Source organism: Sphingobium aromaticiconvertens (genome assembly GCF_037154075.1).
GTDB classification, from domain to species: Bacteria; Pseudomonadota; Alphaproteobacteria; order Sphingomonadales; family Sphingomonadaceae; genus Sphingobium; species Sphingobium aromaticiconvertens.
In genome coordinates this window covers 4,361,927-4,385,757 of record NZ_JBANRJ010000001.1, presented here as the reverse complement: position 1 = coordinate 4,385,757, position 23,831 = coordinate 4,361,927, and the positions used below count along the sequence as shown (strand labels likewise).

The following is a 23,831-nucleotide window of genomic DNA, read 5'->3' as shown; positions in this document are numbered from 1 at the left end:
TCACTTCCCAGTTTCGATTTTCGGCTGAATTCTGCGGCGTTCGGGCACCTTTGGCCTCCACGGGCGGAAGCCCAAACTGGGAAGTGAACTGGGAAGCGATCTGGGCAGGCATCAGGCGTTACTTATGACCAGTTCGGAGACACGCTTTGCATTGTCGCTGCCGCCCAAAGTGTAGGTGGTTTTGACCTCGTCAAAAGCGAAGCGCCCAAAGATTTCTCTTACCTCTGGCCGGTCGTTCAAGCTGAGGATGAAGCGTCCTTTCAGCGCCGCCAACTGTTCGGCCATCTCGGCAAATTCGTCCCTTCCGAACATGGCTGCACCATAGTCCCGCTCGCTGCCAAAGTAGGGCGGGTCCAGATAGAAGAGCGTTCCCGGCCGGTCATAGCGCCGGAGGAAGTCGCGCCAGTGCAGGCGCTCTACCGTCACGCCTGCGAGGCGTTCGTGGATCGCTTCCAGGATCGGACCCAGCTTGGTCACATCGAACCGGGCGGGATTGATGGGAGCAACCCCAAATGAGCGGCTGGCGACCTTGCCGCCAAACGCGAGACGTTGAAGATAGAGGAACCGGGCTGATCGCTGAAGGTCGGTCAGCGAGGACGGCTCCATCGCCGCCAGCTTTTCGAAATTCGCCCGCGAAGTGATCTGGAACCGGATCATATCGAGGAACGCGACGTAGTGATGCTGGAGGATGCGGAAGAAAGTAGAGACATCTTCCGACCAATCGTTGATCACCTCGACGGCAGGGCGGCTGGTGCGGCGGAAGAAAACGCCACCCATGCCGACGAAGACTTCAGCATAGCTGTGGTGCGGGGTTGCCGCGATCCGCGCCGTGAGCCGGTTAGCGAGGTTGCGCTTACCGCCCACATATGGCGCGGCTGGGCGAACGGGGGAAACGGCTTGCAAGGGCGTTGCAACGATATTGTCGGGCGCGTTCATCGCCCCTGAAATTGGACTCGACTCTGTCACGATGTTCTCTATGTGTTCACGCCGTCCAGTGCTGGATGGCGGGATGGCTCTGGCGTTGGCCAGCCAGGTCGTGACGGGTCGATGCCGTCGGCTTGGGGCGTTGACGCGCCCCATCCCCCGCCTTTGGGCGGTGAATTGAATATTGGGGTGCTTTGCGCTATATCGACGGTACGATGCGCGCGACGCGGTGAATTCTTCCCTCCGTAGCGCGAGGCTAATGGCCGTTGACCGTTGAGCAGGGGACAGGAAGTCTCTGCCGCGCATCGATTTTTCCATCATCGACGGTCCACCAGAATAGTCAGGTTTTTCGTTTCCGGCTGGATGTTGCGTTCACGGCTCCGATGAAAGCTGACTAGGACCGGCAGAGCATCACCTACATCCTGGCGCACGACAGCCTTCCAGATATTGCCGCTGGCATCAGAGAAATAGATGAGCCGGTTTGTACCTTGCTGGGCGACGACCAAGGCGCGGGACACGATGTCGGGTAACAGTCGGTAGTTATCGGCTGTCAGTTCTGGATGGCCGCTGGAGACCCCTGGCATGACGCCTAGCTGCTTTCGCATCACGCCTTCCGGCATCACAACGACTCGCGCCGTAGCGCCAATGGCCTGCTGCTGCGACCGATCGAGGATCGCGACGGGAAACGCGCCGCGTGGCAATGCCAGGAACTGGTCGAAGGCGGGGTCGGCAACGATCTCACGAAGGGTCGTATCGGCGACGGCTTCCATTCCGGCATCGGTGGCGTCCCGCATGGACGTGACCGTCTTCGCCGCGATCGCGCGCAGATGCGCGGTGCCGGGATTGTAGCTGAAGCCGGGGTCAATGCCGTCTGGCACCATGATCGCGCCGCCTGCGGCCGGGAAGAACTGCTGCGCGCCCTGGGGAAGATCGCTGTCCGGCGTAACCTTCCAACCCATGCGCTTCATGCGGCGCTCAGTGACCTGTTCGAAATGACATTTGCAGCCCCAGCCATTGGGCGGAAAATGCGTCTGCCAGAATGGATGATCGACCGGGAGAAGGATGCCGTACCAACTCATATGGAGCGGGCGTTTATGCTCTGAGGTGGACGGCAAATAGCGCAAATAGGGCATGACGTCCTTCTGGCGCTGGATACGCTGCCAGTGGCCAGAGGCCATGCTCATGCGGACGTTGGTATTATATATGGTGCGCAGGCGCCGGTTGTTGACGATGATCGTTTCGTCCGTGCCGGTCAGTTCGCGGTTGCTGACCGCGCCCCACCAGCCAGCCTTTTGCAGTTCGGGCATGATGCCCGATTTCCACTCTTCGAAGGTGCCGCCGTTGCGGATCACGTCGCCGATCGACGTGTGCATCGAGCGCAACAGGTCCAGCTTGGCGATCTTCGCGACCGTGAAGGCGACGGCATGATTTTCATGCATCATCTCCGACCAGCGGACGGTCGGCCGCAGTTCGCCGCGCGTTTCGAATGCGCGCACGACGTCGGTCGGTTCCATGAAGATCGAATAGCCGAGGTTGTCAGCCATTACCGGCGCCGCCGATCGCAGGCGATGACGCCGCGCGGGATGCGCCCCGCGCTCACCTCCCTTTCGACGGCGCGCATCTGCGCCGCCATGCGCCTATCACCGGGCGACATCGTGTTCAGGATCGTCCAACCTTCCTCGGTGTTGGGCAGGCCGAGATAGAGACGATATTCATCATCACTGGCGAAATCGACGGGCAGTTGAGCAACGCCGGATGTACCATGATGGCAAGTCATGGCATGGTGTCCAGTGTTGCTTCCAAGCGATCCATGGCCAACCGTAGATCGCACATTTCCCGCCGCATCCAGGCGCGGTTGGTTTCTTGCTCTAGGCGTGGAAGCAAGGGGTTAACGCTATTCAGCCCCCACCGCATCGTTTTGCCGATGGCCGTCAGCACCTCGCCGCATTCCTCGACGAAATGGCCAAGCTGCGCGTCATAGCCGTCCTGGAGAAAACGGGGATCGCTCATGGTTTCCGCACTCCCATGACCTTTATGCTGATCGACTGTGTCAGCGAGAGCGTGCCTTTGAGGCCCAAGTGCAACTGTGCCCGAATGCCGTCAGGATAGTGCGCTTCAACACGTCGCGGGCGGTCAAGATGATCGAACCAGGCATGAACCTGCGTTGGGTCTTCGTCGCAAGCGACACCAGCTTGACGCAGCATAGGCGCGACCGTCGCAATATCGGGAGACGTCTTTCGCCAGGCCGTGCGTTTGGCGCGCTTCTTTTTAACGGGGGCGGCCATCATTCCATACCCAGCGCGGCAAGATAGGTCTGAAGGATGGCTTCCATTTCCTGGCGGTCATGGGGCTGCATCTTCCGCAGACGCACGATCTGACGCATGATCGTCGGGTCGTATCCGGTCGCTTTGGCCTCCAGATAGACATCCTTGATATCGTCGCCGATACCTTTTTTCTCTTCGTCCAGGCGTTCAACGCGCTCGATAAGCAAGCGGAGCTGATCGGCGGCGACATTCTCACTGGACATTGTTTTCTCCGTCATTGGTGGACTGGTTCGCGGCGTCGAGCTGCGTGGCAAAGCCCGCTCGCTCCAGCGCCTGGATCAGTGGGCCTTCATCCATCGTGCCGAATGCGCTGGCGAGAATGGCGCGGGCCGCGATCTCGCTGTCAGCGGACATGAGGCGGTCAATCAGGGTGCCGGTCATCGCGTTGGCGACGCGGTATCCGTCTTCGGCAATCATGCGATCAACGATGCCGTCTGCGTCGTCGTGGGCGTCGGCTTCGGCGAAGCTGGCGACCGGCGCTTCGGCGATGGCCTCATGCCAGTCGGTTTCGATCGCCTCAAAGCGTTCCGGCCCGAAGATCAGACGTCCCTGGTACGGCTGCACCTTGGCCAGATCGATGTCGCCGCCGTCATAGGTCAGCGTGATGTGGGGCAGATAGCTGGGATAGTCCCAACTCGCGCCCGCGTCGCGCATTTCGCGATGCCGCCATTGCAGGTCCAACGACTGAAACAGCAGCACGACGGCACCATCGTCGCCCAGGCGCTCGACCAGGCGCGGGCCACCGGGACCAACGATGCATTCGCCGGTGTTGGAGCCGAATTGGCCCATGGCGAACCAATTCACTGGCCGCTTGGAATAGGCGACCGTCGTGTGGAGTTCCTCGGCCGGGACTGTGGAGGTGAAGCCCTGCGACCGCATCCAGTCCAGCACCTCGCCTGCATTGAGCAATGAGCGCGAGACATAGAGCGGGCGTGGATCGTCAGCAGCGAAACTGACGACCTGGGGAGCCTTGCCGCTTTTGGGCTGATCGGCAGGATTGTCGTTGATCGGGATGGCGGGCTTGCCGTCCTTGCCGATTGCAGGGGGCGTCGGCGCTGGCATTGATCCTGATGGAGCGTCTGGATCGTCACGACGCACATAGCCGTCACCATAGGTGTCATTGAAGCTATCGGCGGTGCGGACCCAGCCCATGTCTCCCAGGGTTTTGTCAATGGTGGCCGTCTTTTGGGTGTCTTCCTCTTCCTCGACGGTGCGACGCACGATGGGCGCGGCAACATCGGTGCCGAAGTTCCAGTCCGTCCACCAACGCGCCGGGCCGCCCTGACCATCGGCGCCATTGGTAAAGCTGTCGGTCTGATCGTCCGCATCGGTCTTGACGACCTCCAGCTTTACACCGGCATGGGTTTCGCTCTGCGACCGCGACGATCCATTGTCCGTCGTCATGGTCTGCGACAGCACGATCTTGGCAATCGCCGCGTCCATGTAAGTGCAAAGCTGATGGAAATCGGCCGTGCCCGATTTTGCAGCAGACAGCAGCTCTACCGCCATGCCCTCCGGCACGACGAAGCCCGAGTCGGTGGCGATGGCCTGAAGCGCCAAGAGCAGCTTGTTGATCTCGGCCGGTTGCGACCCGCGCGGATAAGTGCCCTTGGCGGTCGGCGTGCCGAACTTGTCGAGGAAGATGTTCCAGAAGCGGATGCCGTTGCGCTTGAACAGCGTGGGCCAATAGAGCCAGTAGGCCAGACCTTGGCCATAGGGCTGATCGTCGTCGGCCGCGCCAACGGCATTGACCCAGAACTTGCGCTCGGGCAGGATTTCGCCCTGCATGTTGGTGGGCGTGAGCATCCGCAGCCGATTTTCAGCATCATAGCGAAAGCGGCGTGCATGACGGACCTTGATGCCGACGATATCGAACAGGCCGTCACGCGGCGCCCACATCAATTCGCTGACGCTATAGCCGTAGAAGGTGGCCATCAGCATCTTGCGGGTAATGCGATCCCAGGGAAGCCGCTTGAGGGTGCGGTCGAAGGCATCGGCAGCCTTGACCGAGCGCGGGTCTTGGTCGTCACCGGCGATCACGGTCCAGTCGCGTGACACAACGGCGCTGATGCGCTGCTGCATGGTCGAATAGACCTGGTCGTCATTGAAGACGCGATCATAGGCGCCCCAATCGACAGCCGAGGCCAGCATCGGGTCTTTGGCTTCGCGCAGGCCCCGCACCCAGGGCTGGGTAATGTCGCGCCCATCGCGAGTCGTCGCAATCTCCTGCTGCAACTCGGGAGACGGGCGGGCAACGCCAGCGGTGCGGGCGGCGGTACGGTAAGGAACGGGTGTCCGGGCCATTAGAAATGCAATCCATGGTTGCGGCGGCCGACAGTGCCGAAGCCGGTGGTGGTAATGATGGTTTCGGGGGCGGTCTCACGGCTGGTGCCCAGCGTGTGCACATCCATGGGGCCGACATCTTCATCGGCCGCCGCGATCAGGTGCATGAGCGCGATCGCGTTGTCGCCATGCCGCTTGCCCTTGTCGCCATCGGCCTTGGACTTGACCGAGGCGTCGGGAATTTTGGGGACGCCCCTGACCTTTTTGACCATGCGAAGGTCGTCCATCGTCCCTTCGTCCAGGGGGATGCGGAAGGTCCGGTCTTCCAGGCCCGCCTTCAGCTTGGGCATGAAAGCCAGATAGGTCTTGTCGCTGGCCATGACGGCCTCGATCCGGGCCGCGCCCCATTTCTGCTGGGCGAATTCCGCCAGCGCAGAACCATTGCCGCGCGCATCCATCTTGCCCGCGCAGAAGTTGGGCAGGCGGGCCACGATCCAGTTGAGGACGAATTCCTGTTCGCGGAAGGGGACGTTCCGCATCTCCAGGATAAACCGGCAGATGAGGTTCAGATTTTCGTCATGCTGGCCAAAGGCCATAGGGGACACGTCACCCACGCGGGCGAAGTCCTGACCGAAAAATGACCGGCGCACCGGGTCAAAGCCGCGCAGCAGCGGGCCGATATTGGTTTCCAGGAACTCGCGCACGAAGTCCTGGCGGAACTCGTCATCCTTCTGTTCGAAGCCCTCGGGGCAGGCGAGCCGGATAACGGGCAGATCGGCCGACATGGCCGCCTTGATCGTGGCGCGGGAGAGATAGACGCCCGACCCACGCGACGGGATGACGTCCAGTTCCTCCTCGGCCGCATCGCCGTAACGCTTGCGCAATGAGGCTTCCCAGGCCTTCTCGCCCTCGGGCGTCCATTCCACGCCGGTGCGCAGGCAGATGCGCTTGTAGAGGCCGTCAGCGAGGGCATCGGCCAAGGTCAGCCGCATGACATGACCTTCCTTCTTCCCCGCCCGGATTTCCTCAATGAGCAGGTTGAAGGCATTGTCGCTGCCGTCGTGCGTGGAGATCACAACGACATGGCTACCCCACATGGTCAGCGCCATTGCCGCCTTCAGCAGTTCGTCCAGTTCGTCATGGAACGCGGCCTCGTCGATCAGGACTTTGCCCTGCATACCGCGCAGCGAGCGCGGCCTGGACGAAAGCGCGATGACAGATTTGCCGGATGGGAAATCCACCCGCAGCGCCTTGATGCCCGCTTCGGACCCGTCGTCGAACAGGAATTCCGCCTGTGCGCTGGCGACCTCGTTGAACGCCTTTGCGAAGTCACCGACATAGCCGATGAACTCGCGCGTCATGTCGAGATTATAGGCGATGTAATAGACGTTTTGCGGCCGGAAGGCTGGCGCGGCGGTTAGCACGGCGTCGGCGGCAAAACCATAGGTGATGCCGGTACGGCGCGACTTCTCAATGACCAGAAGTTGATGCTGCGCGCTGAGCGCGATTGACGATGCCTGGTAAGGCAGCAGAACCTTCAGATCGTCCAGACCGCTGCTCACAAGCCCCAGCCTTTCAGGCGGGCCATGCCAACGACCTGACACGCCAGGGCTGAGCCGGTCCAACCATCGACCTGGTAACGGGGGATATCGCTGTCGGGCATCATGAACGACCGGACCCGAAAGCCCATGGAGCGCAGATAGGCGATGGCCCCGTCCAGGCTGCGCTGGGGGACTGTGCCGCTATTGAAGCCGGGAATGGGATGTTCGGCGCGAGCCTGCATGATGGCGACTAGGTCCGTCATTCTTCCAGGCCCAAGATTTTGGCTTTGACGCGAGCGATCGTCTCCTCGGACGCGCCAGAGGACCGGGCGGCGCTTTCAGCGTCGGTGGCGGCTTTTGCCCGCGCAGTCTTGGTGGCCTCGTCACGGATGCGGGCATCGCGATCAGCGTCGATCTTCGCGGCCGACTGCAATTCCCTGGTCGCCTTGGCAAGCGCATGAAATTCCTTTGCGCCGATATCAGGCGTTTCCTCCGCCGCCATGGGCATGATCATGCGCGCGCCGATGCTGGTCAGCATCTGCACCATGAGTTTGCCTTCAGCATTTTCGGACCCGCCGAATTCCGACGCGAAGGCTTCGGCGACCGAGCGCATATCACGATGGCGCGCGGCCAGATCGCCATATTGCTTGGCATAACGGCCGACAGCGGAGCGCGAGCGCTTCAGGCCTTTGTCGGCAAGCATTTCGACGATCTCGTCAATCGTCGAGCCATTCTCCATGGCCTGCATGACAGCCGCCTGGATGGCCGGGTCCATCGTCTTCAAGGAAGATTTGCGGGCCATGTCAGTCGCCGGTCTTGTGGCGCCAGACGCCCTCTACAACGAGGCGACCCTCGGCGATGTCGCGACCGTCGGACAGGATGCGGCCGACTTTATATGGCCCCAGCTCCTCGACTTCGATCAGGCGCTCGCCTGCGAGCCAGTCCATCTGGGTCGCAATGTCGCGGCGGGCGATGCGGTGACCGAGGTCAGACAGCAACACCACCAGATAATCGTCATTCTGCTCACCGCCGATATCGTTCAGCAGATCGAGGATGGCGCGGCGGATGAGGGGGAGGATCGGCGCGGGGATCATTTGCCCAAGCCCCGTTCAACCATGATCTGAAGATAGTCGTTGGCCGTTCTCAACTGCGTCTGGACGCCTTCAGTCTGCGCTTCAACGCGGCTGACCTTGTTCGACATGACGGTCATCTGCGCCATGATCTGGACGCGGGTCGGCTCGCTGACCTGATCGTTTTCGACGGCTTTCAGACGGGCGGAACAGGCGATCTGCTCGTCGCCCAGCTTATCGACGATATCAGCGAGCTTGTCGAAATCCTCCTTCAGCGGGAATTTCGTGCGCAGCCAGAAGAAGCCCGCCAGCAGGATGAGAGGGGTGATGGTGGACGCGATGGGCCACAGGTCGGTGACGATGCTGAACCAGGAGGGCATGAGCTACCTCCCGACCAGCGAATGGATGTGAAACGACAAGGAAGCCCCCGGTGCAACGGCGATTAACGACCATTGCAATTTGGGGCTGTCGCGCGCGCGCGCGTGGGTTCCGCACAGGGAACCTAGGGGCTGATTTAGCCGAACATATCGAGTTGGCGGGGGTCGCGGGGGCGTTCAAGAAGAACGGCTGGCTCGGCATCTGTGCCTTCATCGGTCTTATTGATCAAGGTCGACATGTGCCGCAGCGGCATTCTTAGCAGCGCAGCGCCATCCTTGAGGGTCATGCGCTTCGCGCGGACCAGGGCGATGACGCCAGCGCGCCTGGCGCGCGCCAGGGCATTGCGGCCCGCCGGGATGGGCAAGCGCTCCGCGCCATAGACATGCGCGAACACCGCCGCCCTATCGCTGCCCAATATATCCATGAACGGCGATTTTGAAGGGTCAATGGGTATATAGATACACTGCCCGGCGAACGCATCGACGATGCGCAGCGTATCATAGGGGCCGATATGCGCCGCCATGTCGAGCATGATCGGCGGCCAGGATGCCTGGGCTTTGGCATCCTCCGGGATCGGCAGGTCTTCCGGCCTGGTGGTGAGCGCCTTCGCCATCAGGGTTTGGCCTTCAGGCGCCGGGCCTTGCCGCCCAGCAGCCGGATCGCCGCGTCCAGTTCCTGCGCGGTCCAGCCCCGATGGTTCATGCCCAGCCCCATCGCCGCCTGGAGATAGTGGGCATAATGGCCGCGCAGGACGCCACCCGCGCGCAACTGCTGTTCCAGGGCGGTCAGCACGGCATGGCGATCATGATGCTGGTCGGAGAAATCAGGGGTGTGCGCCGTGATTTCGGCGGTCTTTTCCGGCGCAGGCCAGACGACGCCAAGACGGGTTGCCCAGGACTTGAGCGCTTCGATCACGGACGAAGCCTTGCGATGGTCGAGGAAGTTGAGCGCGCCGACGCCGGTCTGTCGCTCGACAAAGGCAGAGATTGCCCTGTCGTCGGGATCGTCCACGCCGCCCAGCCAGTATAGCGTCCACCATAGCGCCTTGATCTTGCCGACATGGGCACGGTGGCCCATCGGCCCCTTCCATCCCTGGTTGAGATGGTCGAGCAGCCGCCCCAGTTCGCCTAGGTCCATGTCGGACATGCTGGCCTTCTTGATCAGCTCCGTCTGGATATCCTTGCGCATGTCGTCGTCGATGCCCTGGCGACGGCAGGCGGCGCGCACGGCGATCATGAGACGACGGCGCCCGAACTCGGCCTTCCCGACTTGGCGGGCGGGAGCAACGATCTTCAATGATTTAGCCATGGAGCGCTCTCCGTCGTTCGAGTTCACCCAGCAGCTTGTCGATGGGGATGTCCGTGAGATCGATCTGCGCTGGAGCTACGTTGCGGTCGCGGCCGGGCAGGCGGACGAGATAGCCGCGATCCACCAGCGCCTGGAGGCGACGCGACACGGGGCCGGGGCTTTTCCCGCCTTCATGGATCATGATTTCACGAACGGTGGGCGAGACACCGTTTGCGGCGTGATACGCCTGCACAAACTTCAAGGTGCGGAGCATTTCCGGGGTCATATGTCATAGCTCCGAACGCCATCGATCTCGACACAGATGTCAGGGAACAGGCAGAGGGGATGCGCCCGATCCCGCTCATTCACGGAATAAGTCTTTTCCAGCCATTTTTCGGCTGCCCAGCGCGTTCCGAATTTGCCGACATCTTGCGCGTCGACCATTCCCGCATTTTCGATGACGATATATTGGCGCCCGTCGGGGGGCACTCGTTGGCGATCTTCAGCCATGTGCATGATCCTTGAAATGATCGCGAAACTGGACGGCCACCGCGCGCATACGCGCCGGATCGGCCAGATCGCGGAGTCCGACGATCTCCTGGAGCGCTTCGACGCGCGGCGGGAAACGGTGGCCGGGGGCAAGTCCGAGGCGCAACGCCTCGGGCGTGTCGGCGGCGATGATGTAGATGCGCAGCGTCATGGCCACGTCACCGCGACCATCGCGTCACAGGCGGTGGCGTCCCAAGGCGGTGATGCCTTCCGCAAGGCGTCGGACGCTGCCTCCGCAAGTGCGGCAGGCAAGGGCAATTCGCCGATCTGATGCGCATGATAGATGGCGCCCAGCGCGTCGAACAATTCCGGGGCCGCTGCCATCTTCAGGCTGTCCTCGGGATCGACCGTTTCCTCTGGCGTCGCGATCAGACCGCCATCCTCGGCCGCGACGATGGTATCCGTCGGGATGTCATACAGGAAGCTCATGCGCCGCACCTTTCGGGATGATGCTGGCGGATGGCGGCAAGCAGCTTCGCAGACGCCTTGGTCGCGCGGGACGGCCAGTTGTCCGGGTCGTTGGTGTTGGGCGCATGAAGGTTGAGGCGTTTGCCCGACTTGGCCCGCAGTTCCGCGATCTTCTCGGGCGTACTGTTTTCCGCCAGATAAGCGCGGATACGGGCCTCCCGCTGTGGGCCGATACGGATTTGACCGCTGCGCCAGCGGTTCATCAATGATGAGTTGCTGGCCACATGATCACCGAAGGCTGACGGGGAAATGAGGGTTCGGTCGAGGAAGTCCTCAACATCGCGAAGAAGCGTCATTCCGCGGCCTCCTCGATGTCGACGATTTCGGGGTCCGCGTCCTTCTTGCCCGCGCGGTCGATAAAGAACTCTTCGGCCTGGTGGTTGCGCGCGCCGAGCCAGACCAGCAGTTGGCCGAGTTCATCACCATCCCGGATGGCGCGAATGCAGGCCTGTTTGTCGAGCTTCGTCGTTACCTTCAGCAACTCTGCCATGCACAGGTCGGCCAGATCATCGACCAGGGCTTCGGCCTTCATGCCATCATGCTTGAGCGATGGCGGCGCAGTGCGTTCACCGATGACGCATCCCGCCAGTTCGATTGACTTGCGTTTGCTGTCGGTCATTTCGGGCGCGGCGACGCCCCACCAAACGCGAAGCTGACGAAAGAGGGTGTCGGCGCGGGCCTTGATCGGAGCCGCGAATTCATCCCGCGCCGCCTCAATCGCGGCGATGGACCTGGCGGCATCCGCCTTCAGCTCATCCTGTTTGTCGATCAGGTCGCGATATTCGACGATGCCCGCGACCGCCTGCTCAATAGTCTGCGGGGCTTCCTGCTTGGGTGCCTTGCGGCGTGAAGCGGCCATGAAATTATCCTTCCTGATTGACGATTGGGATGCCGGGGGAAAAGTGCGGGATGGCCGTGCCGCATCGCGCGCATTCGGCGGACTGGCGTCCGACGTGCCAGGCGCTACCGCCGCAGCCGGGGCAGTGGTTGGGTTCGCACTGGCGGTAGAAGATGACGTATCCACGGCCTGCCTGAAGGGCGCGGAAGTCGAGGCGGGGCGCGGTCATGGCAGCACCGCCATGATGCCGATGCCGATCACCAACAGCGGGCCTAGGATCAGCGCGAATTGCCGCACGGCGATGTTCAACTCGACCGCGCCATCGACATGGCTATCGGAAAACCAGCGGCGCCCGAGGGCATGGAGGCGGGCCATCATGTCCGGCCTCCATCGGTGTTGTTCGGGCAGGCCGGGCAGGTCGCCGCATATTGATGATGGATAGGATGACGCGGCGGTGCCTTGCGCCTGCGATTGCTGAGGCAACTGGCAAGAGGAATGGCGCCGAAGATCGGGCAGTTGACGTCTTCCTGGCCATATGCGGCCCGGATGATCGTCTCGGCCTCTTCGTAGCTGCCCGCATAGCTGTGGTTGATCAGGCGGCTGATATAGCCGCTCGATTTGCACAGACGATCGGCGACCGTCCGCTGATTGTCGTTATCGCAGGCGCTGGCCAGCAGGCGTACCCATGCAGGCATATCCGCGCCCCACGCGACGATCGCGCGGTCCATGTTCGTCGGCAGGCCGTGGTTACTGGACATAGTTAACCTCCGACTTCAAAAAAAAGGCGGTGGTGAAGGCCAGATCAAAGCGTTCGCCTGTGAGGCGATCACGCAAGGCGGTCGGCCGACCCCGCGTATATTCGATCGAAGGATGGTGCGGTCCGGTGCGGCGCACGACCCGCCAGCGCGGCTGGTCGCCTTTCGGGACCGGGTCGCTGGCAAGGTATCCCGCGCGCGTGAGCTGGCCCAGCACATGACGGGCAAATTTACGCTCCACCTCGGCCGTGATGCACAGGTGAACCAGGTCGAACGATTTCAGCACCCGCATGGCGGTCCAGATGCGCTGGCGACCCGAGCGCTTCGCTGGCTGCCGCCCGCCTGATCCGGCAGGCGGGTTGCGGAGGGCTTTTGCCTCCTGTCGCATTATGAAAGTCTCCGGTTTCTTAGGCCCGTCAATCAGACCGGCCCCGCGCCAGCCATTGAGAGCCTGAATGATCATGCCCAGTTCCCCGCCAGCGAACCGCTGGGGGAAGGCGTCGTCGAATATGATGTCAGAGACCGTCATGGGGCGGCCTGCGAAGCGCAGCAGCGTCCATGCGGCCTGCACGGGATCGCGCATCCGGGGGGCGAGGACGAAGCTCATGGCTGCTCATCCTCCCGGTCCTGCCGCTGCTCGCGTAGCGCGCCGCCCCGGACGATGCCCCAGCCCAGAAGATTGCCCCCCAGGAAGATTATGACGCTCACGATGATCGTCGTGGTCATACGACCTCCCGCATGCGGACATCGTCCAGCCACGCTATTGCGCAGTCGGCGCTGGCTTGGGTCGGCCCAACCACTTTCCGGTCTGGGTGATCCGTCAGCCAGGCAACGACAGATGCCATCGGCGTCCTGGTCGTCCGGCCTCCCATCCGCATGACCAGCGAGCCGGTCCAGCCATTGGCGAAGTGGAAGAGAACACACGGTGCGCCAGTGTCTCGGCAAAGGCCGGTCTCAAAGCCAGTGGTCATGAACATCACACTGTCTCCCGGCGACGGACGGCGATGTCGCCGTTCACGATCGGGCGCGCGCCCCACCAGGTGCGATCGATGCTGGTCAGGCCTTCTTCGGCGGCGCTGCGTTGCGCGGCCTTCAGGTTGACGACGATACGGCGGGTGATGCCCTTGCAGCGCGTCGTGAACAGTTCGACTAGGTCGTCCTCGACCTTGATGCGGGTGCAGTAGTGATCGCGCAGCTTCAGGGCGTCGGTGATGGAGGCAGGCTGGGCAGCGGTGGCAACGAGAATGCGGTTATCGAACCGCTCCCATTCCTTCAGCTTGGAGGGCAGCGCCTCTTCGCCGATCATCAGGATGCCGACGCGCGTGGCATCGTGGATGTCGCGGATGATCTCCGTCAGTTTCTTGTGAACCAGATGGTCCATCTCATCAATGATGATGGACTGCGGATCATTGTTCAGTTGCTCGATGATCTGCTTGAGCAGGGCGGCGGCGGTCTTTTTGACGATGGGCAGGCCCATTTCTTCGGCGAGCGCCTCCAGCATCGACCGCTGGGTCCAGATCGACTGGGCATGGATGTAGATGGCATTGGTACGCGCAGCGGCGAAGGCGGCGGCTACCGTCTTGCCGTAGCCCGAGAAGCCATAGAACAGGCCCATGCGCGGCGTGTCGCCACCTGCCTCCTGGCAGTCGAGCAGGGTGCGCAGGCACAGGCCCATATTGGTGAGCTGGGCATTGAGACGGGGACCGTCCCCCAAATCCAGTCGCGGTTCGTTTACAAGGGCATTCATCGGCTGATCCTCCGGTGTTGCAAGGCTGTTGAAAGGGCGGTTCATGCGGCCCCCTGGCGTCGTTCGGCCGGGGCGGTCGGTGCGGGCGCGAAGTGGCCCGTCATGATCTTCTGAGCGCGATATTCCGTGGTGGCGGCGTAGAGCCGGGCACGTCCGAGCGTTTCGGCATCGATGGCGTCGCCGCGCGCATGGCCAGCCAATATGGCGTCGGCCTCGGCGACCTTCTGTTCGGGCGTCCGCGCGGTGATGGCGACCGGCGCGGTGGTGCGCAGGGCTTCCTCGACGCGGGCGGCATCGACCGGCGCCGGTGCTGGCGCATTGGCGATGCTGTCCATGGCCGATGTGGGTGCGTGACGCGCGGGCATCGGCAGATGCGCGAGCTTGCCCGCATCCTCTGCTTCCTGCCGAAGTAGCTGGTCACGGGCTTTCTCGATCGAGAACTTGCCCTGTTTCTTGCGCAATTCGGCCTTGGCGGCGTTCATATGCGTGGTCATCTGATGCCGCGCCGCCATGGCGAATTGCTGTTCGGCCATGCCCGACCGGGCGGCATTGACCGCCGTGTCGATGTAGTTGCCGTCGGCGTCGAAGACGAACAGCGCGCCCAGATCGTCCTCGTCACGGCGCAGCGTGACAGGCTTGTCCATGTGCGCGACCAGGGCGGGCGACCAGTAGCGCCCATTCTTCCAGCGGACACCGCGCTTGCCGACAATGGCAGTCGTCGCGAAGGCTGACAGGGCGATCTTGAGCAGGTTTTCCGGCGGTGCTGCGCGCGCTGGGGTTGGCGAGCGCTGCCATTTCTCCATCGGGGACATCTTGAGCGAACCGTGGGTGCGCTGGTGATATTCGCCGTCGACCCAAGCATCCAAAATGCGCTGCAATTCGGTGCTGTCGATCCCTGGCTCAATTACGGCCCGGCCAGTCTTCTTCTTCGCGGCGGCCCGCAATTGCTGGGCTTGAGCGACATTGTGACCGATGAAGCCTTTGAGCAGGGATGCGCGTCCCCGGTTGAAGGTGCCGAACAGGCGTTCGACGTGGGGCTTGTCCTCCGGGGTTCCGGGCAAGCACGGTTCCAGCACGATGCCGAGCGTGTCGAGCGCTGACCCTATGGATGTGTTGATAAAGCCCGAGCCGTTATCAACCTTCAGGATGGCGGGCATGACCCCCCAGGCCATGATGGTGGACACCAGCATCCGGCGTACCGACTGCGCGCTTTCGCTCTCGACGACCATGAAGCGCGCCCGGCGCGACCAGCGGTCGATGATGCCCAGGATCGCCTTGCGGCCATCGGTGCACATCACATCCGCCTTGGTCGTGTCGATCTCCCACATTTCATGGGCATAGGAGACGGTCGCATCCATACGGCCGAGCGAAGGGCGATAGCGCGACTTGAAACGATCTGGATCTCGGATGGCCGTCAGCAGGACGCGCTGCTGATCTTCGATCTTGCGTATGTGCCGTTGGAGCATCCGCAGGGGAGGTAGCTCTGTGAAGCCCAACCCACGCAGCAGCTTGATAACGTTAGCAGCCGAAACCTTCTGCGCGGCGATGATCGACAGAACAGCATCCGCAACGTCAGGGTTACGGGTGAAAAAATCAGACCCGACTGGACGGCCCATCGTGCGAATGTTGGGGTCGGGCTGATCACCCAGGCGGCCGAGATAGTCGCTCCGGGCAGCTTCAGGCATTCCGAGAATGGAATAGACTCGCCCCCCACCGCGACCTGGTCGTGGTTGCCATTCCCAGCCTTCGGCGTTTGCTCGCTCATGGACGCCGCGCTTCGTGGTCGGCAGGCCAGCAAGGCGAAGATCGGCGATCTCCTGCGCGCTGAGCCACGCGGACGCTTTGGCTCCCGTCACGCTCATGCCAGCCGGCCTTCGCACACGCGGATATGTGCCATTTTGACTCGCCACACCGGATCACTGGGGAGAACGTAAAGGGCACAAGACAACGCCCTTTGTTCATGATAGGTGACATTCATGCGGCGGCGCTCCGGCGCCCGCTGCCCATTCTTGTGCCATCGTCGCGATAGCGCGATGGCCAGATTTCGCTCGGATGGATGTTGAGAAAATCAGAGATGATCAGTTCGCATTTCTCAGAGACGCGAGCCTGCAATGTCAGAGAAAGGGCTTGGGTCGAGATGCCGCCTTGGCGAGCAAGTGCTGCCAGTGAACTGCCACGCTTGCGGACCGCTGCTTTAATATCTTCGGGATGCCAATCCACGGGTGTTCCTAACATCAAACTGATGTTTACACCTCTATTGGAACATCAAGTTAGATGTCAACATCAAAAAATGATGTTGGAGAATGCCTGTGTCTAGTGGCATGCAGGAGTTTCTCAGAGTGCTGGTCGAGAAGCTGGGCACACAGAAGCAGGCCGCAGAACGCACAGGCATACCTTATGCGACGCTTCAGCGGATGATCGCGGGGAAAAGCCCTATTACAGCGGAGCGCGTGGGCAAAATCGTGAGGGCCGAAGGGCTAACCGAGCAGGACATCCAAGCAGCAGAAAATGCGAGGACGGCGGTATTCGATGGCCTATCCCGCAAGATGACCCAGCGCATAATGGACGAGCGTTCCGTTGATGTTCGTGATGTTGGGCTTACTGAAGCTTCCCGCTCAGGCATGATGGATATTCCCGCGCTCGCGACAAAAGCGGCGGCTGGTGACGGCTCATTCATGTGGGGCGAGGAAATGGGGCACGCGCCATTTCAATTCGCTGAAGATTGGTTGCGGCGAAGCTTCGGTAACATCAATGGCTTACGAATGATCCAGATATCGGGGGATAGTCAACTGCCAGATCTTTCGGACGGAGATTGGGTAGCGATCGACACTGCCAAGAATAAACTTGAGAACGGGCTTGCGGTGATCCGGCTGGATGATTGTCTTATGATTAAGAGGCTCCAGCGAGAGGGGCATTTCCTTCAACTCATGAGCCGTAACCCAATATATGGTCCGATTGTTATTGATCTGAGCAAGGAACAAGAACGCATCCAAGTCATCGGGAAATCAGTTTTTACATTTAAGGCAGTTTGAGGGGGGATGTCAGTGAAAAGGCCTGATGGGAATAGTCAGATTGTAGGAGCATGGGTTCTTTTGATCCTAGGAGTGCTATTACTTCTGATGGGTGCGAATATGCATGTCGATACCTATCCTAGCATCGATACCAGTGATCTTATGGCGAAATGGCTTGTGATGTATGTTGGATCGGGAAGTGTTGGATTAGCTGTTTTGCTGTTCATGACAGGATGGATTATTCGGGCTATTTCGTTCTTGCCGGGTCGAGACGATGCCATTCTTACCACGCCGCAGCCCACATCTGGGTTGCATCGCTTGGTGGATGAAACCGGATTGGCTAGTAGTACAACCGACAACAAATGGCTCGCTTGGGTCGTTTTGGGTGTGATTGCGATGCTGGGGCTTTTTTTCGCCTCTGGCGAAATTCATCGCAACAATGCTCAGACATTTTCAATCAATGAAACCGCTGCTCCGCAGAATGAAGCTGAATAGCGATTTCCCATGTTCTCTATTTGTTCTATTATCCTTCATCGCCCGAGTCGGTGATGGAGAGCATTGGTGCGTTGGCAATTTCGCATACTGGACAAGCCTGTTGGTCCCTGGCGGGCCGATCGTAAAACCGCCTGGCGTGATGCCTGGGCGGCCGGGCTGGCGACCAGGGATGAGGGTGGCCAGAATTATCTGATCGTACCGGCCGACATCGTCTGTGACCCACTCGGACGGGTTTCACAGGAGAATGAGGATGATATATTTCGACCCCACATCGAACCAGGACAAGCCGAATTTCGCACGGTGGTTGCTGGCGCAGATGAAGCGCGACGATATGATCGGCGAGCTGGCGCGCGCCGGTCACCGCGATCCCAAGTTTCCGATCGATGGCGACGTCCAGGACGTGGCCGTCCGGCTCAGTAAGCTGGAGGCGGACCCAGACATGCATATCGCCCTGGAGGATGCCGAACTGGACTGGGCGGCGCACTGATGCGCCGCCTTCGCCGACAAGACCTGGTCAACTATTTCGCTACCCTGTTGCGGGAAGACTTTTCATTCAAGCGAAGCGGCGAGAACGTCCTTGATCTCTCTAGCCGCGCCAGCCGCATGGCGGAAACCTTGGCTCGGTATGTGGATGGCCCCAACAGGATGGTGATCGAAACCGATCCGGTCGATCCTCTCGGTACATTGGGCCGCTGGGGCGCGGACGAACCCGATCCGGCGGGGCCACCGCGCGCGCCAAAAAAGATCATCTGACTTGCCGTGACGGAGCGCTAGGCGACTTGTTCTCACAGTGTCGCGCCCCGTCACGGGACGGATCATTATGCGGCTAGCGCAACACCGCCGCGCACCACCCACTCGCGCGCCTGGTCCTGGGCAATCGCAATGCCGTTGACGGTCTTCTCCCCGGCGCCGCTGTTGACATAGCGGAAGCGATGGCCATCGGGCTTTCCAGTCACAGCGACGGTGACGGCGGTAGCGGCGGACGATCCGCTGCGGATCGTGATCAGCTTGTCCGCCACCTTCGCGATCGACGGGGCTGCGGAGGTTGTATCCATGAAATCCGTCGCCGTCCTGGTGGCGGAAATCACCTTTTCTCCTGACAGCATGACGTCGCCTGTCAGGTTCGCATGGACGCCAAAGATGTTGCCGTTGGGGATGGACGCACCGACGAAATCCTTGTCGGCAACCACGGTGACATTGCGCAGCACCAGGCGCGAGGTGTTGCCCGCCGCCGAGGCCCCGGCGATCGACGCCCAGGCGGTGGCGAAAGCCGATGTGTCCAACGGCGCGATGATGGTCACGCCGTCGATTTCGACATCGTTGTTGCTGGTCAGGAACTGGAACAGCGTCACCGCACCCGCCGAACTTGTCGCCACATAGTCGCGAAGGTCGAGCGTCCAGTTCCGTCCCCGCACCCTCGCGCCGCCAAATTCCAGCAGCGATGTGGTGTTGGCATTGGCGCTGAGTTTGAAGGTCAGGTTCGACGCTTCGACGATCTCGGCCTGATAGCCATTGAGGTTGCTGTCGCCAAAGCGGGCTGGGGCATTGGGACCGCGTGTCCCGAAAATCGAATTGCGCAGCCGGATGTTGCGGGAGAAGATCGCGCTGTCCGGCATGTCGATCTGCAAAGCGCGAAGCCAGGCATCCTTCACGGTGCTGTTCTCAATGAGGCAACCGTCGACCACCGATAGCTGGAAGCCCTTATAGTCGCCCAGCGAATGGCAGTCGGTGAACTCGACAGTATTGCCGCGCGCATTATAGGCCGCGCCGCCGCTGGATGGACCAGCGAAGGTGCCGCCGGTACGGACGCCGGTGTAGAAGGTGCCGTCGCCGGTCTCATGCGTATCAGCGGGAGCATTGGTGCAACCGCGCGCATAGAGACCATCCACCCGATTGCCCCTCGGTCGTCCGCGCCGTTCATGCAGGCCATCACCGGCCTGCGTATAATGGCAGTTGTCCGTCTTGAGATGGCGCAGATTGTGACCGATCAAGCGGGTAAAGCTGCCGCCCTCGGAAGACACGTTGTTGATACCATAACCGAACTGGCCGATGGCCGGGTCAGTCCGAATGTCGGAAAAGCGCGCGTTATCCAGCGACGGGCCGAAGCATCCACCGAAATAGACGAAGGGCAGCTTGCCGCCCAGGACATCGACATTATCAAGCTGGGGGGCGTGCATGTTGAGCAGCTTGAAGATGGCGCTGGTCGAAGGCGCGGCGGATATAGCGGCCGGGTCGAAATCGAACGACCCACCAGTCCAGCTAAAGCTGGGAGGGCGGTATTTGAGCAGCTTCATGCCGGTTGCATAGGTATCGAGCAGGACGCCTGTCAGCTTGACGGTCGCACCTGATGATGCGGCGCCGACGAAGACATTCTCGCCCTTGCGCCGACGAAGCAGCGGATTGCCCGCTTCCAGCACATTATCAAGAGGATCGTCGCTTACGATCTTGTAGACAGACCCCGGTTCCACCTGACGGTCGTTCGCCAGGGTCAGAACGCTATAAGTCGTGTTCCCGCTGGCGCCGTCCCCCAGTGGGGCTGTCTCCTGAGTGATCGCCAGGACATCCTCGACCCATTCCGGGCCGGGATTAAGCTGGATCATGCTATCGTCGCCGATCCAGCGGAACTTGGCGTCAGGCGCTGCAATGACGTGTTTCCTGACCCTCTCGGTCAGGAGCAGCTTGCTCGCATCATAATTGCCGCCTGGGATGATGATCTGGGGCGTGGTGGTGTCCAGCAGGGCATCCTGCAAAGCTGCGGCGATATCCGTTCCGGGACGGGCGCCATATCGTGACGTGAGGGATACGCCGCCGAGCGAAGACCCGCCAATGGCTCCTGAAGTGCGCGTCATCGTGTCAGGCCTCCGCGATCATGTTCGAGGCGGTCGTGCCGGTGAAACGGACATGGGAAGCCCGCACGGCGATGTAGCTGGCATCAGGCAGATTATAGTATGTCACATCAGCGTCGCTGTCTTTTCCGCGCAAGGTTACGTCGCCGCCAGACCCGACATAAATGCCCTTGGGCACGGCAGCGAGCGGGTTGATATCGTGGGGCACGATAGCGAATGGCGCGCAACTGGGGCCGTCCGGCGTGTCCGCCACATTCATGAATTTGTCGGCCAAGTCATGGCTCCTTCAGGGGTTGTGCAACCGAGCTGATCCGGCCATGTTGGCCATGCGCCCGTCAGTCCCGGATAGGGCGGAAGGCACCAACCCTTGCGTTCCATGGATGGACGCCAACCGGGCCATGTTGAGAGTGCTATGGTGGACGGGCCGATTTAAGGCCCGTCAGGCGCAATTTGATGCCGGGCCTAACCGATCCACCTGAAATGCCCGCGACCCTAGTGGGCATCGTGCCCACGGCAATCTAGCGGCTATTCCATTCGATACCTTTGCGCCATGGTGCCATCCAGCATAGAGGTGATGGAATATGCTCAACGAATGGTCCGATCGTGATCCCGATCCTCCGCGTCGCCGGTCACGGTTTCTGACGCTGGATTTCTGGCTTATCGTCCTGTTCGTGCCCATGACCGTTCTGGGCCTCGTCGAGCTTGGCGGCTTCATGCTTTCCCTGGCAAACAGGCTGATTGCATTGATGGGCTGACGACTGCCTTGCAATTCGGCCCGGCTGCTGCGATCTGCGGTGGAGCGATTGCTTTGATTTTGATGTGGTTTCCATGACCGGAAGCCAATCGCACCATGATCTGCCGCCTAACAGGCTGGCATGGATCAGACATCTCCCACCATCCGCATTGGCCGTCCCGGCACCTTCATCTCTAATGAGGGCACGTCCGTTTCTTTTACCGAGGCGGATTTCGCCGCAACCGCCGCTGCCTATAATCCGGCGTCCGACCCGGCGCCGCTGGTCATCGGCCACCCCAAGCTGGACGATCCCGCCTATGGCTGGGTGAAGTCGCTGGCGGTCGAGAATGGCGAGCTGGTCGCAACGCCAGACGACATCGAACCGAGCTTTGCCGAGGCGGTGCGCGCCAAGCGCTACCACAAGGTTTCCGCCCGTTTCTATCCGCCCCAGCATCCTGCCAATCCCACGCCTGGCGTCTGGGGGCTGAAGCATATCGGCTTTCTTGGCGCCCACGCGCCGGGGATCAAGGGCTTGGGCACCGTGTCATTCGCCGAGGGCGATGATGACGGCACCGCCACCATCGATTTTTCACTACCAAAGGAAGATAGCATGTCGGACCTGGCGAGCTTCGCCGAGCGGGAAGCCGCACTCAATACCCGCGAACAGACGCTGGAACAGCGCGAGATCGCCTTGGCCGCTCGCGACAAGGCCGACAAGATCGCGGCCAAACAGGCGATCCATGAAGGCAATGTCAGCTTCGCCGAGGGACTGATCGCCGCCGCGACCCTTGCCCCTGCGGCCAAGGACATCGTCGTGGGCGTTCTCGACCAGCTCGACGTTACCGCCGTCGTCAGCTTCGGCGAAGCGGGCGATATGGCCCCCGCCGCCGCGCTGAAGAAGTTGCTATCTACCGGCGCGCCGCTGCTTGATCTCGGCGAACATGGCGCAAAGCCGAAGGGCGACAAGTCCTACGTCAGCTTCGCCGCGCCCGAAGGCTACGAGGTCGACCCGGAAATGGCCGAACTCCACGGCCGCGCCAAACGCATCCAGCAGGACAATCCGGGCATGGATTTCATGGTCGCCGTCAAGCGCGCTGAGGCGGGCTGATCCCTTCCCTTATCCTCTCTGAACAGGAACAACCGATGCAGAAAACCGCACTTTTTACCATGACGGCCATCGCGACCGCTGCTGTCGCCGCCAATCGCTTCGTCGGCCTTCTCACCGGCGCGCATTGTGCGTCCGCCGCCAAGGCGCAGGGCGTGTCCCAATTTGCAGCCGCAACGGGCGAGGCTCTCGCCGTCGATGTCCTCGGCACGTCGATCGTCGAGGCCGGGGGCGCCATTGCCGAGCGAGGGCCGGTCAAGGCTGCGGCTGATGGCAGCGGAAAGGCCATTGCCCAGGCCGATGTCGGGGAAATCCTCGGCTACGCGGTCACCGCCGCGACGGCTGACGGTCAGAAGATCGAGGTGCTGCTCACATTCTAGGGACTGGCGGCCGACACCGGCCGCCCGCCACTGCCCAGGGGAGGCGGCCTGACTGCACTCAGGCGGCGCAACGGCCTCCCCAACCAATTCTCTCTGAAAGGCAGTTTTCCATGTCCATGAACGGTTCCCAGGCGCGCGTCGTCGATCCCATCCTTACCGAGCATTCGCGCGGCTACTCCAATGCCGAAATGGTCGGCGGGGCGCTCTTTCCCACCGTCTCCATGCCCACGCGCGCCGCCAAGCGGATCGAGTTCGATCGGTCCAGCTTCAAGCGCCGCCGTACCCGTCGCGCGCCTGGCGGGGTCATCGCCGCGCTGGAGTTCGGCTATGAAGGGAAGGCGGTTGGTCTTCATCAGGAAGCGCTGTCGGCTGTCACGCCCATTGAATTCCAGCAGGAGGCCGGTGCCATTCCTGGTATCGATCTTCAGCGGGTCGGCGTCGACACCGTCCTTGCCGTCATCGCGATGGAGAAGGAAATCCAGCAGGCGCTGGTTGCGCGCAATGCCGCTGCCTATGCCGCCTCCAACAAAGCGGCACTGGTGGGCGATTTCAAATGGTCGGACCCCGACAGCGATCCCAAGGGTCAGGTGTATGATGCAAAGGAAGTGGTCCGCAAGCGGATCGGCCGGCGACCCAACACCCTTGTCCTTGCTGGCGGTCTGAACAGCGCGCTCGGCAAGCATCCCAAGATGCTGGAGCATTACAAGCACACTACGTCGTCGGCGATCTCGCTGGCGATGATGGCCGCCTATTTCGATGTTGAAACCGTGGTGTCTGGTGATGCCATCTATGACCAGGCCGATGGCACCACCGTCGATGTCTGGGGCGGCGACGCCATCCTTGCCTGGGTGCCGCCTGCCGGTCAGCGCCAGATGCCGTTGCCCAGCTTTGGCTACACCTATCAGTTGCTTAATCACCCGCTGGTCGAAGCGGCCCGCTGGGATGGCGATATCCGTAGCTGGAAGAATGACGTGCTGGACGAGTTCTCGCCCGAGCTGGTCGGTCCCGACGCGGGCTACCTGTTCCAGGACGCGCTCTGATCCGCGTGTCCTGGTCGGGCGGAGGGGTTCCTTCCCTCCGCCCGATTTTTTTCTGAA

39 protein-coding genes are annotated in these 23,831 nt (G+C 61.6%); 8 read left to right on the top strand and 31 right to left on the bottom strand.

Features of this window, described 5'->3' with window-relative positions:
• Positions 1-111: 111 nt before the first annotated feature.
• The 29 genes from WFR25_RS21270 to WFR25_RS21130 all read right to left on the bottom strand — a co-directional run bounded on the left by WFR25_RS21270 (position 112) and on the right by WFR25_RS21130 (position 16,384).
• Positions 112-936 carry a DNA adenine methylase gene (locus WFR25_RS21270; protein WP_336974994.1) on the bottom strand — a complete coding sequence of 275 codons (825 nt, stop codon included), beginning with the start codon at positions 934-936 and terminating at the stop codon, positions 112-114.
• A 305-nt stretch (positions 937-1,241) separates the two neighbouring features.
• Positions 1,242-2,468 (bottom strand): phage head morphogenesis protein, encoded by a 1,227-nt coding sequence (locus tag WFR25_RS21265; RefSeq protein ID WP_336973491.1) that lies wholly within the window; start codon positions 2,466-2,468, stop codon positions 1,242-1,244.
• Positions 2,468-2,701: a hypothetical protein gene (locus tag WFR25_RS21260; RefSeq protein ID WP_336973490.1), complete on the bottom strand. Its 234-nt coding sequence runs from the start codon at positions 2,699-2,701 to the stop codon at positions 2,468-2,470. The genes WFR25_RS21265 and WFR25_RS21260 overlap by 1 nt, the downstream gene beginning before the upstream one ends.
• Entirely contained in the window at positions 2,698-2,934 is a 237-nt protein-coding gene (locus WFR25_RS21255; protein ID WP_336973489.1) for a hypothetical protein, read from the bottom strand. Before WFR25_RS21255 ends, WFR25_RS21260 begins: the two co-directional genes overlap by 4 nt.
• Complete coding sequence (locus tag WFR25_RS21250; RefSeq protein WP_336973487.1) at positions 2,931-3,212, bottom strand: hypothetical protein; 282 nt, start codon at positions 3,210-3,212, stop codon at positions 2,931-2,933. Before WFR25_RS21250 ends, WFR25_RS21255 begins: the two co-directional genes overlap by 4 nt.
• Complete coding sequence (locus WFR25_RS21245) at positions 3,209-3,451, bottom strand: DUF2312 domain-containing protein (protein ID WP_336973486.1); 243 nt, start codon at positions 3,449-3,451, stop codon at positions 3,209-3,211. The genes WFR25_RS21250 and WFR25_RS21245 overlap by 4 nt, the downstream gene beginning before the upstream one ends.
• Positions 3,441-5,552, bottom strand: coding sequence for a phage portal protein family protein (locus tag WFR25_RS21240; RefSeq protein WP_336973485.1), 2,112 nt, complete (start codon positions 5,550-5,552; stop codon positions 3,441-3,443). Before WFR25_RS21240 ends, WFR25_RS21245 begins: the two co-directional genes overlap by 11 nt.
• Entirely contained in the window at positions 5,552-7,093 is a 1,542-nt protein-coding gene (locus WFR25_RS21235) for a terminase large subunit domain-containing protein (RefSeq protein ID WP_336973483.1), read from the bottom strand. Before WFR25_RS21235 ends, WFR25_RS21240 begins: the two co-directional genes overlap by 1 nt.
• Positions 7,090-7,335, bottom strand: a complete 246-nt coding sequence (locus tag WFR25_RS21230; protein WP_336973480.1) for a hypothetical protein — start codon at positions 7,333-7,335, stop codon at positions 7,090-7,092. Before WFR25_RS21230 ends, WFR25_RS21235 begins: the two co-directional genes overlap by 4 nt.
• Positions 7,332-7,874: a phage protein Gp27 family protein gene (locus WFR25_RS21225; RefSeq protein WP_336973479.1), complete on the bottom strand. Its 543-nt coding sequence runs from the start codon at positions 7,872-7,874 to the stop codon at positions 7,332-7,334. The genes WFR25_RS21230 and WFR25_RS21225 overlap by 4 nt, the downstream gene beginning before the upstream one ends.
• A 1-nt stretch (position 7,875) precedes the next feature.
• On the bottom strand, positions 7,876-8,166 hold the full coding sequence (locus WFR25_RS21220) for a hypothetical protein (protein WP_336973477.1): 291 nt from the start codon (positions 8,164-8,166) through the stop codon (positions 7,876-7,878).
• Positions 8,163-8,522, bottom strand: a complete 360-nt coding sequence (locus WFR25_RS21215) for a hypothetical protein (protein WP_336973475.1) — start codon at positions 8,520-8,522, stop codon at positions 8,163-8,165. The genes WFR25_RS21220 and WFR25_RS21215 overlap by 4 nt, the downstream gene beginning before the upstream one ends.
• Positions 8,523-8,656: 134 nt before the next feature.
• A complete protein-coding gene (locus tag WFR25_RS21210; protein ID WP_336973473.1) occupies positions 8,657-9,133 on the bottom strand; it encodes a hypothetical protein in 477 nt (158 codons plus the stop codon).
• On the bottom strand, positions 9,133-9,828 hold the full coding sequence (locus tag WFR25_RS21205; RefSeq protein ID WP_336973472.1) for a regulatory protein GemA: 696 nt from the start codon (positions 9,826-9,828) through the stop codon (positions 9,133-9,135). The genes WFR25_RS21210 and WFR25_RS21205 overlap by 1 nt, the downstream gene beginning before the upstream one ends.
• Positions 9,821-10,093, bottom strand: a complete 273-nt coding sequence (locus WFR25_RS21200) for a LexA family protein (RefSeq protein WP_336973470.1) — start codon at positions 10,091-10,093, stop codon at positions 9,821-9,823. Before WFR25_RS21200 ends, WFR25_RS21205 begins: the two co-directional genes overlap by 8 nt.
• Entirely contained in the window at positions 10,090-10,317 is a 228-nt protein-coding gene (locus WFR25_RS21195; RefSeq protein WP_336973468.1) for a hypothetical protein, read from the bottom strand. Before WFR25_RS21195 ends, WFR25_RS21200 begins: the two co-directional genes overlap by 4 nt.
• Entirely contained in the window at positions 10,310-10,507 is a 198-nt protein-coding gene (locus WFR25_RS21190; protein ID WP_336973466.1) for a hypothetical protein, read from the bottom strand. The genes WFR25_RS21195 and WFR25_RS21190 overlap by 8 nt, the downstream gene beginning before the upstream one ends.
• Complete coding sequence (locus WFR25_RS21185; protein ID WP_336973464.1) at positions 10,504-10,785, bottom strand: hypothetical protein; 282 nt, start codon at positions 10,783-10,785, stop codon at positions 10,504-10,506. The genes WFR25_RS21190 and WFR25_RS21185 overlap by 4 nt, the downstream gene beginning before the upstream one ends.
• Positions 10,782-11,120 carry a hypothetical protein gene (locus WFR25_RS21180; RefSeq protein ID WP_336973463.1) on the bottom strand — a complete coding sequence of 113 codons (339 nt, stop codon included), beginning with the start codon at positions 11,118-11,120 and terminating at the stop codon, positions 10,782-10,784. The genes WFR25_RS21185 and WFR25_RS21180 overlap by 4 nt, the downstream gene beginning before the upstream one ends.
• Positions 11,117-11,683, bottom strand: coding sequence for a host-nuclease inhibitor Gam family protein (locus WFR25_RS21175; RefSeq protein ID WP_336973461.1), 567 nt, complete (start codon positions 11,681-11,683; stop codon positions 11,117-11,119). The genes WFR25_RS21180 and WFR25_RS21175 overlap by 4 nt, the downstream gene beginning before the upstream one ends.
• 4 nt (positions 11,684-11,687) lie before the next feature.
• Positions 11,688-11,891, bottom strand: coding sequence for a hypothetical protein (locus WFR25_RS21170; RefSeq protein WP_336973458.1), 204 nt, complete (start codon positions 11,889-11,891; stop codon positions 11,688-11,690).
• Positions 11,888-12,040: a hypothetical protein gene (locus WFR25_RS21165; protein ID WP_336973456.1), complete on the bottom strand. Its 153-nt coding sequence runs from the start codon at positions 12,038-12,040 to the stop codon at positions 11,888-11,890. Before WFR25_RS21165 ends, WFR25_RS21170 begins: the two co-directional genes overlap by 4 nt.
• The gene (locus WFR25_RS21160) at positions 12,037-12,420 is read right to left on the bottom strand and encodes a hypothetical protein (RefSeq protein ID WP_336973453.1); all 384 of its coding nucleotides are present in this window, start codon (positions 12,418-12,420) and stop codon (positions 12,037-12,039) included. Before WFR25_RS21160 ends, WFR25_RS21165 begins: the two co-directional genes overlap by 4 nt.
• Positions 12,410-13,024, bottom strand: a complete 615-nt coding sequence (locus WFR25_RS21155) for a hypothetical protein (protein WP_336973451.1) — start codon at positions 13,022-13,024, stop codon at positions 12,410-12,412. The genes WFR25_RS21160 and WFR25_RS21155 overlap by 11 nt, the downstream gene beginning before the upstream one ends.
• Positions 13,021-13,143, bottom strand: coding sequence for a hypothetical protein (locus WFR25_RS21150; RefSeq protein WP_336973450.1), 123 nt, complete (start codon positions 13,141-13,143; stop codon positions 13,021-13,023). Before WFR25_RS21150 ends, WFR25_RS21155 begins: the two co-directional genes overlap by 4 nt.
• A complete protein-coding gene (locus tag WFR25_RS21145) occupies positions 13,140-13,394 on the bottom strand; it encodes a hypothetical protein (RefSeq protein WP_336973449.1) in 255 nt (84 codons plus the stop codon). The genes WFR25_RS21150 and WFR25_RS21145 overlap by 4 nt, the downstream gene beginning before the upstream one ends.
• On the bottom strand, positions 13,394-14,209 hold the full coding sequence (locus WFR25_RS21140; RefSeq protein ID WP_336973448.1) for an ATP-binding protein: 816 nt from the start codon (positions 14,207-14,209) through the stop codon (positions 13,394-13,396). Before WFR25_RS21140 ends, WFR25_RS21145 begins: the two co-directional genes overlap by 1 nt.
• Positions 14,206-16,026, bottom strand: a complete 1,821-nt coding sequence (locus WFR25_RS21135) for a Mu transposase C-terminal domain-containing protein (RefSeq protein ID WP_336973446.1) — start codon at positions 16,024-16,026, stop codon at positions 14,206-14,208. The genes WFR25_RS21140 and WFR25_RS21135 overlap by 4 nt, the downstream gene beginning before the upstream one ends.
• A gap of 112 nt (positions 16,027-16,138) precedes the next feature.
• Positions 16,139-16,384 (bottom strand): helix-turn-helix domain-containing protein, encoded by a 246-nt coding sequence (locus WFR25_RS21130; RefSeq protein ID WP_336973444.1) that lies wholly within the window; start codon positions 16,382-16,384, stop codon positions 16,139-16,141.
• Positions 16,385-16,503: 119 nt separating this feature from the next.
• Between WFR25_RS21130 and WFR25_RS21125 the strand changes: the two genes are divergently transcribed.
• From WFR25_RS21125 to WFR25_RS21110, 4 genes are all read left to right on the top strand, one after another.
• On the top strand, positions 16,504-17,196 hold the full coding sequence (locus WFR25_RS21125; RefSeq protein ID WP_336973442.1) for a LexA family transcriptional regulator: 693 nt from the start codon (positions 16,504-16,506) through the stop codon (positions 17,194-17,196).
• A 99-nt stretch (positions 17,197-17,295) separates the two neighbouring features.
• Positions 17,296-17,670: a hypothetical protein gene (locus tag WFR25_RS21120; RefSeq protein ID WP_336973440.1), complete on the top strand. Its 375-nt coding sequence runs from the start codon at positions 17,296-17,298 to the stop codon at positions 17,668-17,670.
• 250 nt (positions 17,671-17,920) lie between these two features.
• Entirely contained in the window at positions 17,921-18,157 is a 237-nt protein-coding gene (locus tag WFR25_RS21115; protein WP_336973439.1) for a hypothetical protein, read from the top strand.
• Entirely contained in the window at positions 18,157-18,423 is a 267-nt protein-coding gene (locus WFR25_RS21110; protein ID WP_336973438.1) for a hypothetical protein, read from the top strand. Before WFR25_RS21115 ends, WFR25_RS21110 begins: the two co-directional genes overlap by 1 nt.
• A gap of 65 nt (positions 18,424-18,488) precedes the next feature.
• Here WFR25_RS21110 and WFR25_RS21105 read toward each other — a convergent pair whose 3' ends face one another.
• Both WFR25_RS21105 and WFR25_RS21100 read right to left on the bottom strand, forming a co-directional pair.
• Positions 18,489-20,519, bottom strand: coding sequence for a hypothetical protein (locus WFR25_RS21105; RefSeq protein ID WP_336973437.1), 2,031 nt, complete (start codon positions 20,517-20,519; stop codon positions 18,489-18,491).
• 4 nt (positions 20,520-20,523) lie between these two features.
• Positions 20,524-20,790 carry a spike base protein, RCAP_Rcc01079 family gene (locus WFR25_RS21100; RefSeq protein ID WP_336973436.1) on the bottom strand — a complete coding sequence of 89 codons (267 nt, stop codon included), beginning with the start codon at positions 20,788-20,790 and terminating at the stop codon, positions 20,524-20,526.
• A 307-nt stretch (positions 20,791-21,097) separates the two neighbouring features.
• Between WFR25_RS21100 and WFR25_RS21095 the strand changes: the two genes are divergently transcribed.
• From WFR25_RS21095 to WFR25_RS21080, 4 genes are all read left to right on the top strand, one after another.
• The gene (locus tag WFR25_RS21095) at positions 21,098-21,271 is read left to right on the top strand and encodes a hypothetical protein (RefSeq protein WP_336973434.1); all 174 of its coding nucleotides are present in this window, start codon (positions 21,098-21,100) and stop codon (positions 21,269-21,271) included.
• A gap of 120 nt (positions 21,272-21,391) precedes the next feature.
• A complete protein-coding gene (locus WFR25_RS21090; protein WP_336973433.1) occupies positions 21,392-22,357 on the top strand; it encodes a hypothetical protein in 966 nt (321 codons plus the stop codon).
• 35 nt (positions 22,358-22,392) lie between these two features.
• Positions 22,393-22,734, top strand: coding sequence for a capsid cement protein (locus tag WFR25_RS21085; RefSeq protein ID WP_336973430.1), 342 nt, complete (start codon positions 22,393-22,395; stop codon positions 22,732-22,734).
• 116 nt (positions 22,735-22,850) lie between these two features.
• The gene (locus tag WFR25_RS21080) at positions 22,851-23,774 is read left to right on the top strand and encodes a hypothetical protein (protein ID WP_336973429.1); all 924 of its coding nucleotides are present in this window, start codon (positions 22,851-22,853) and stop codon (positions 23,772-23,774) included.
• The last annotated feature ends 57 nt before the right edge of the window (positions 23,775-23,831 follow it).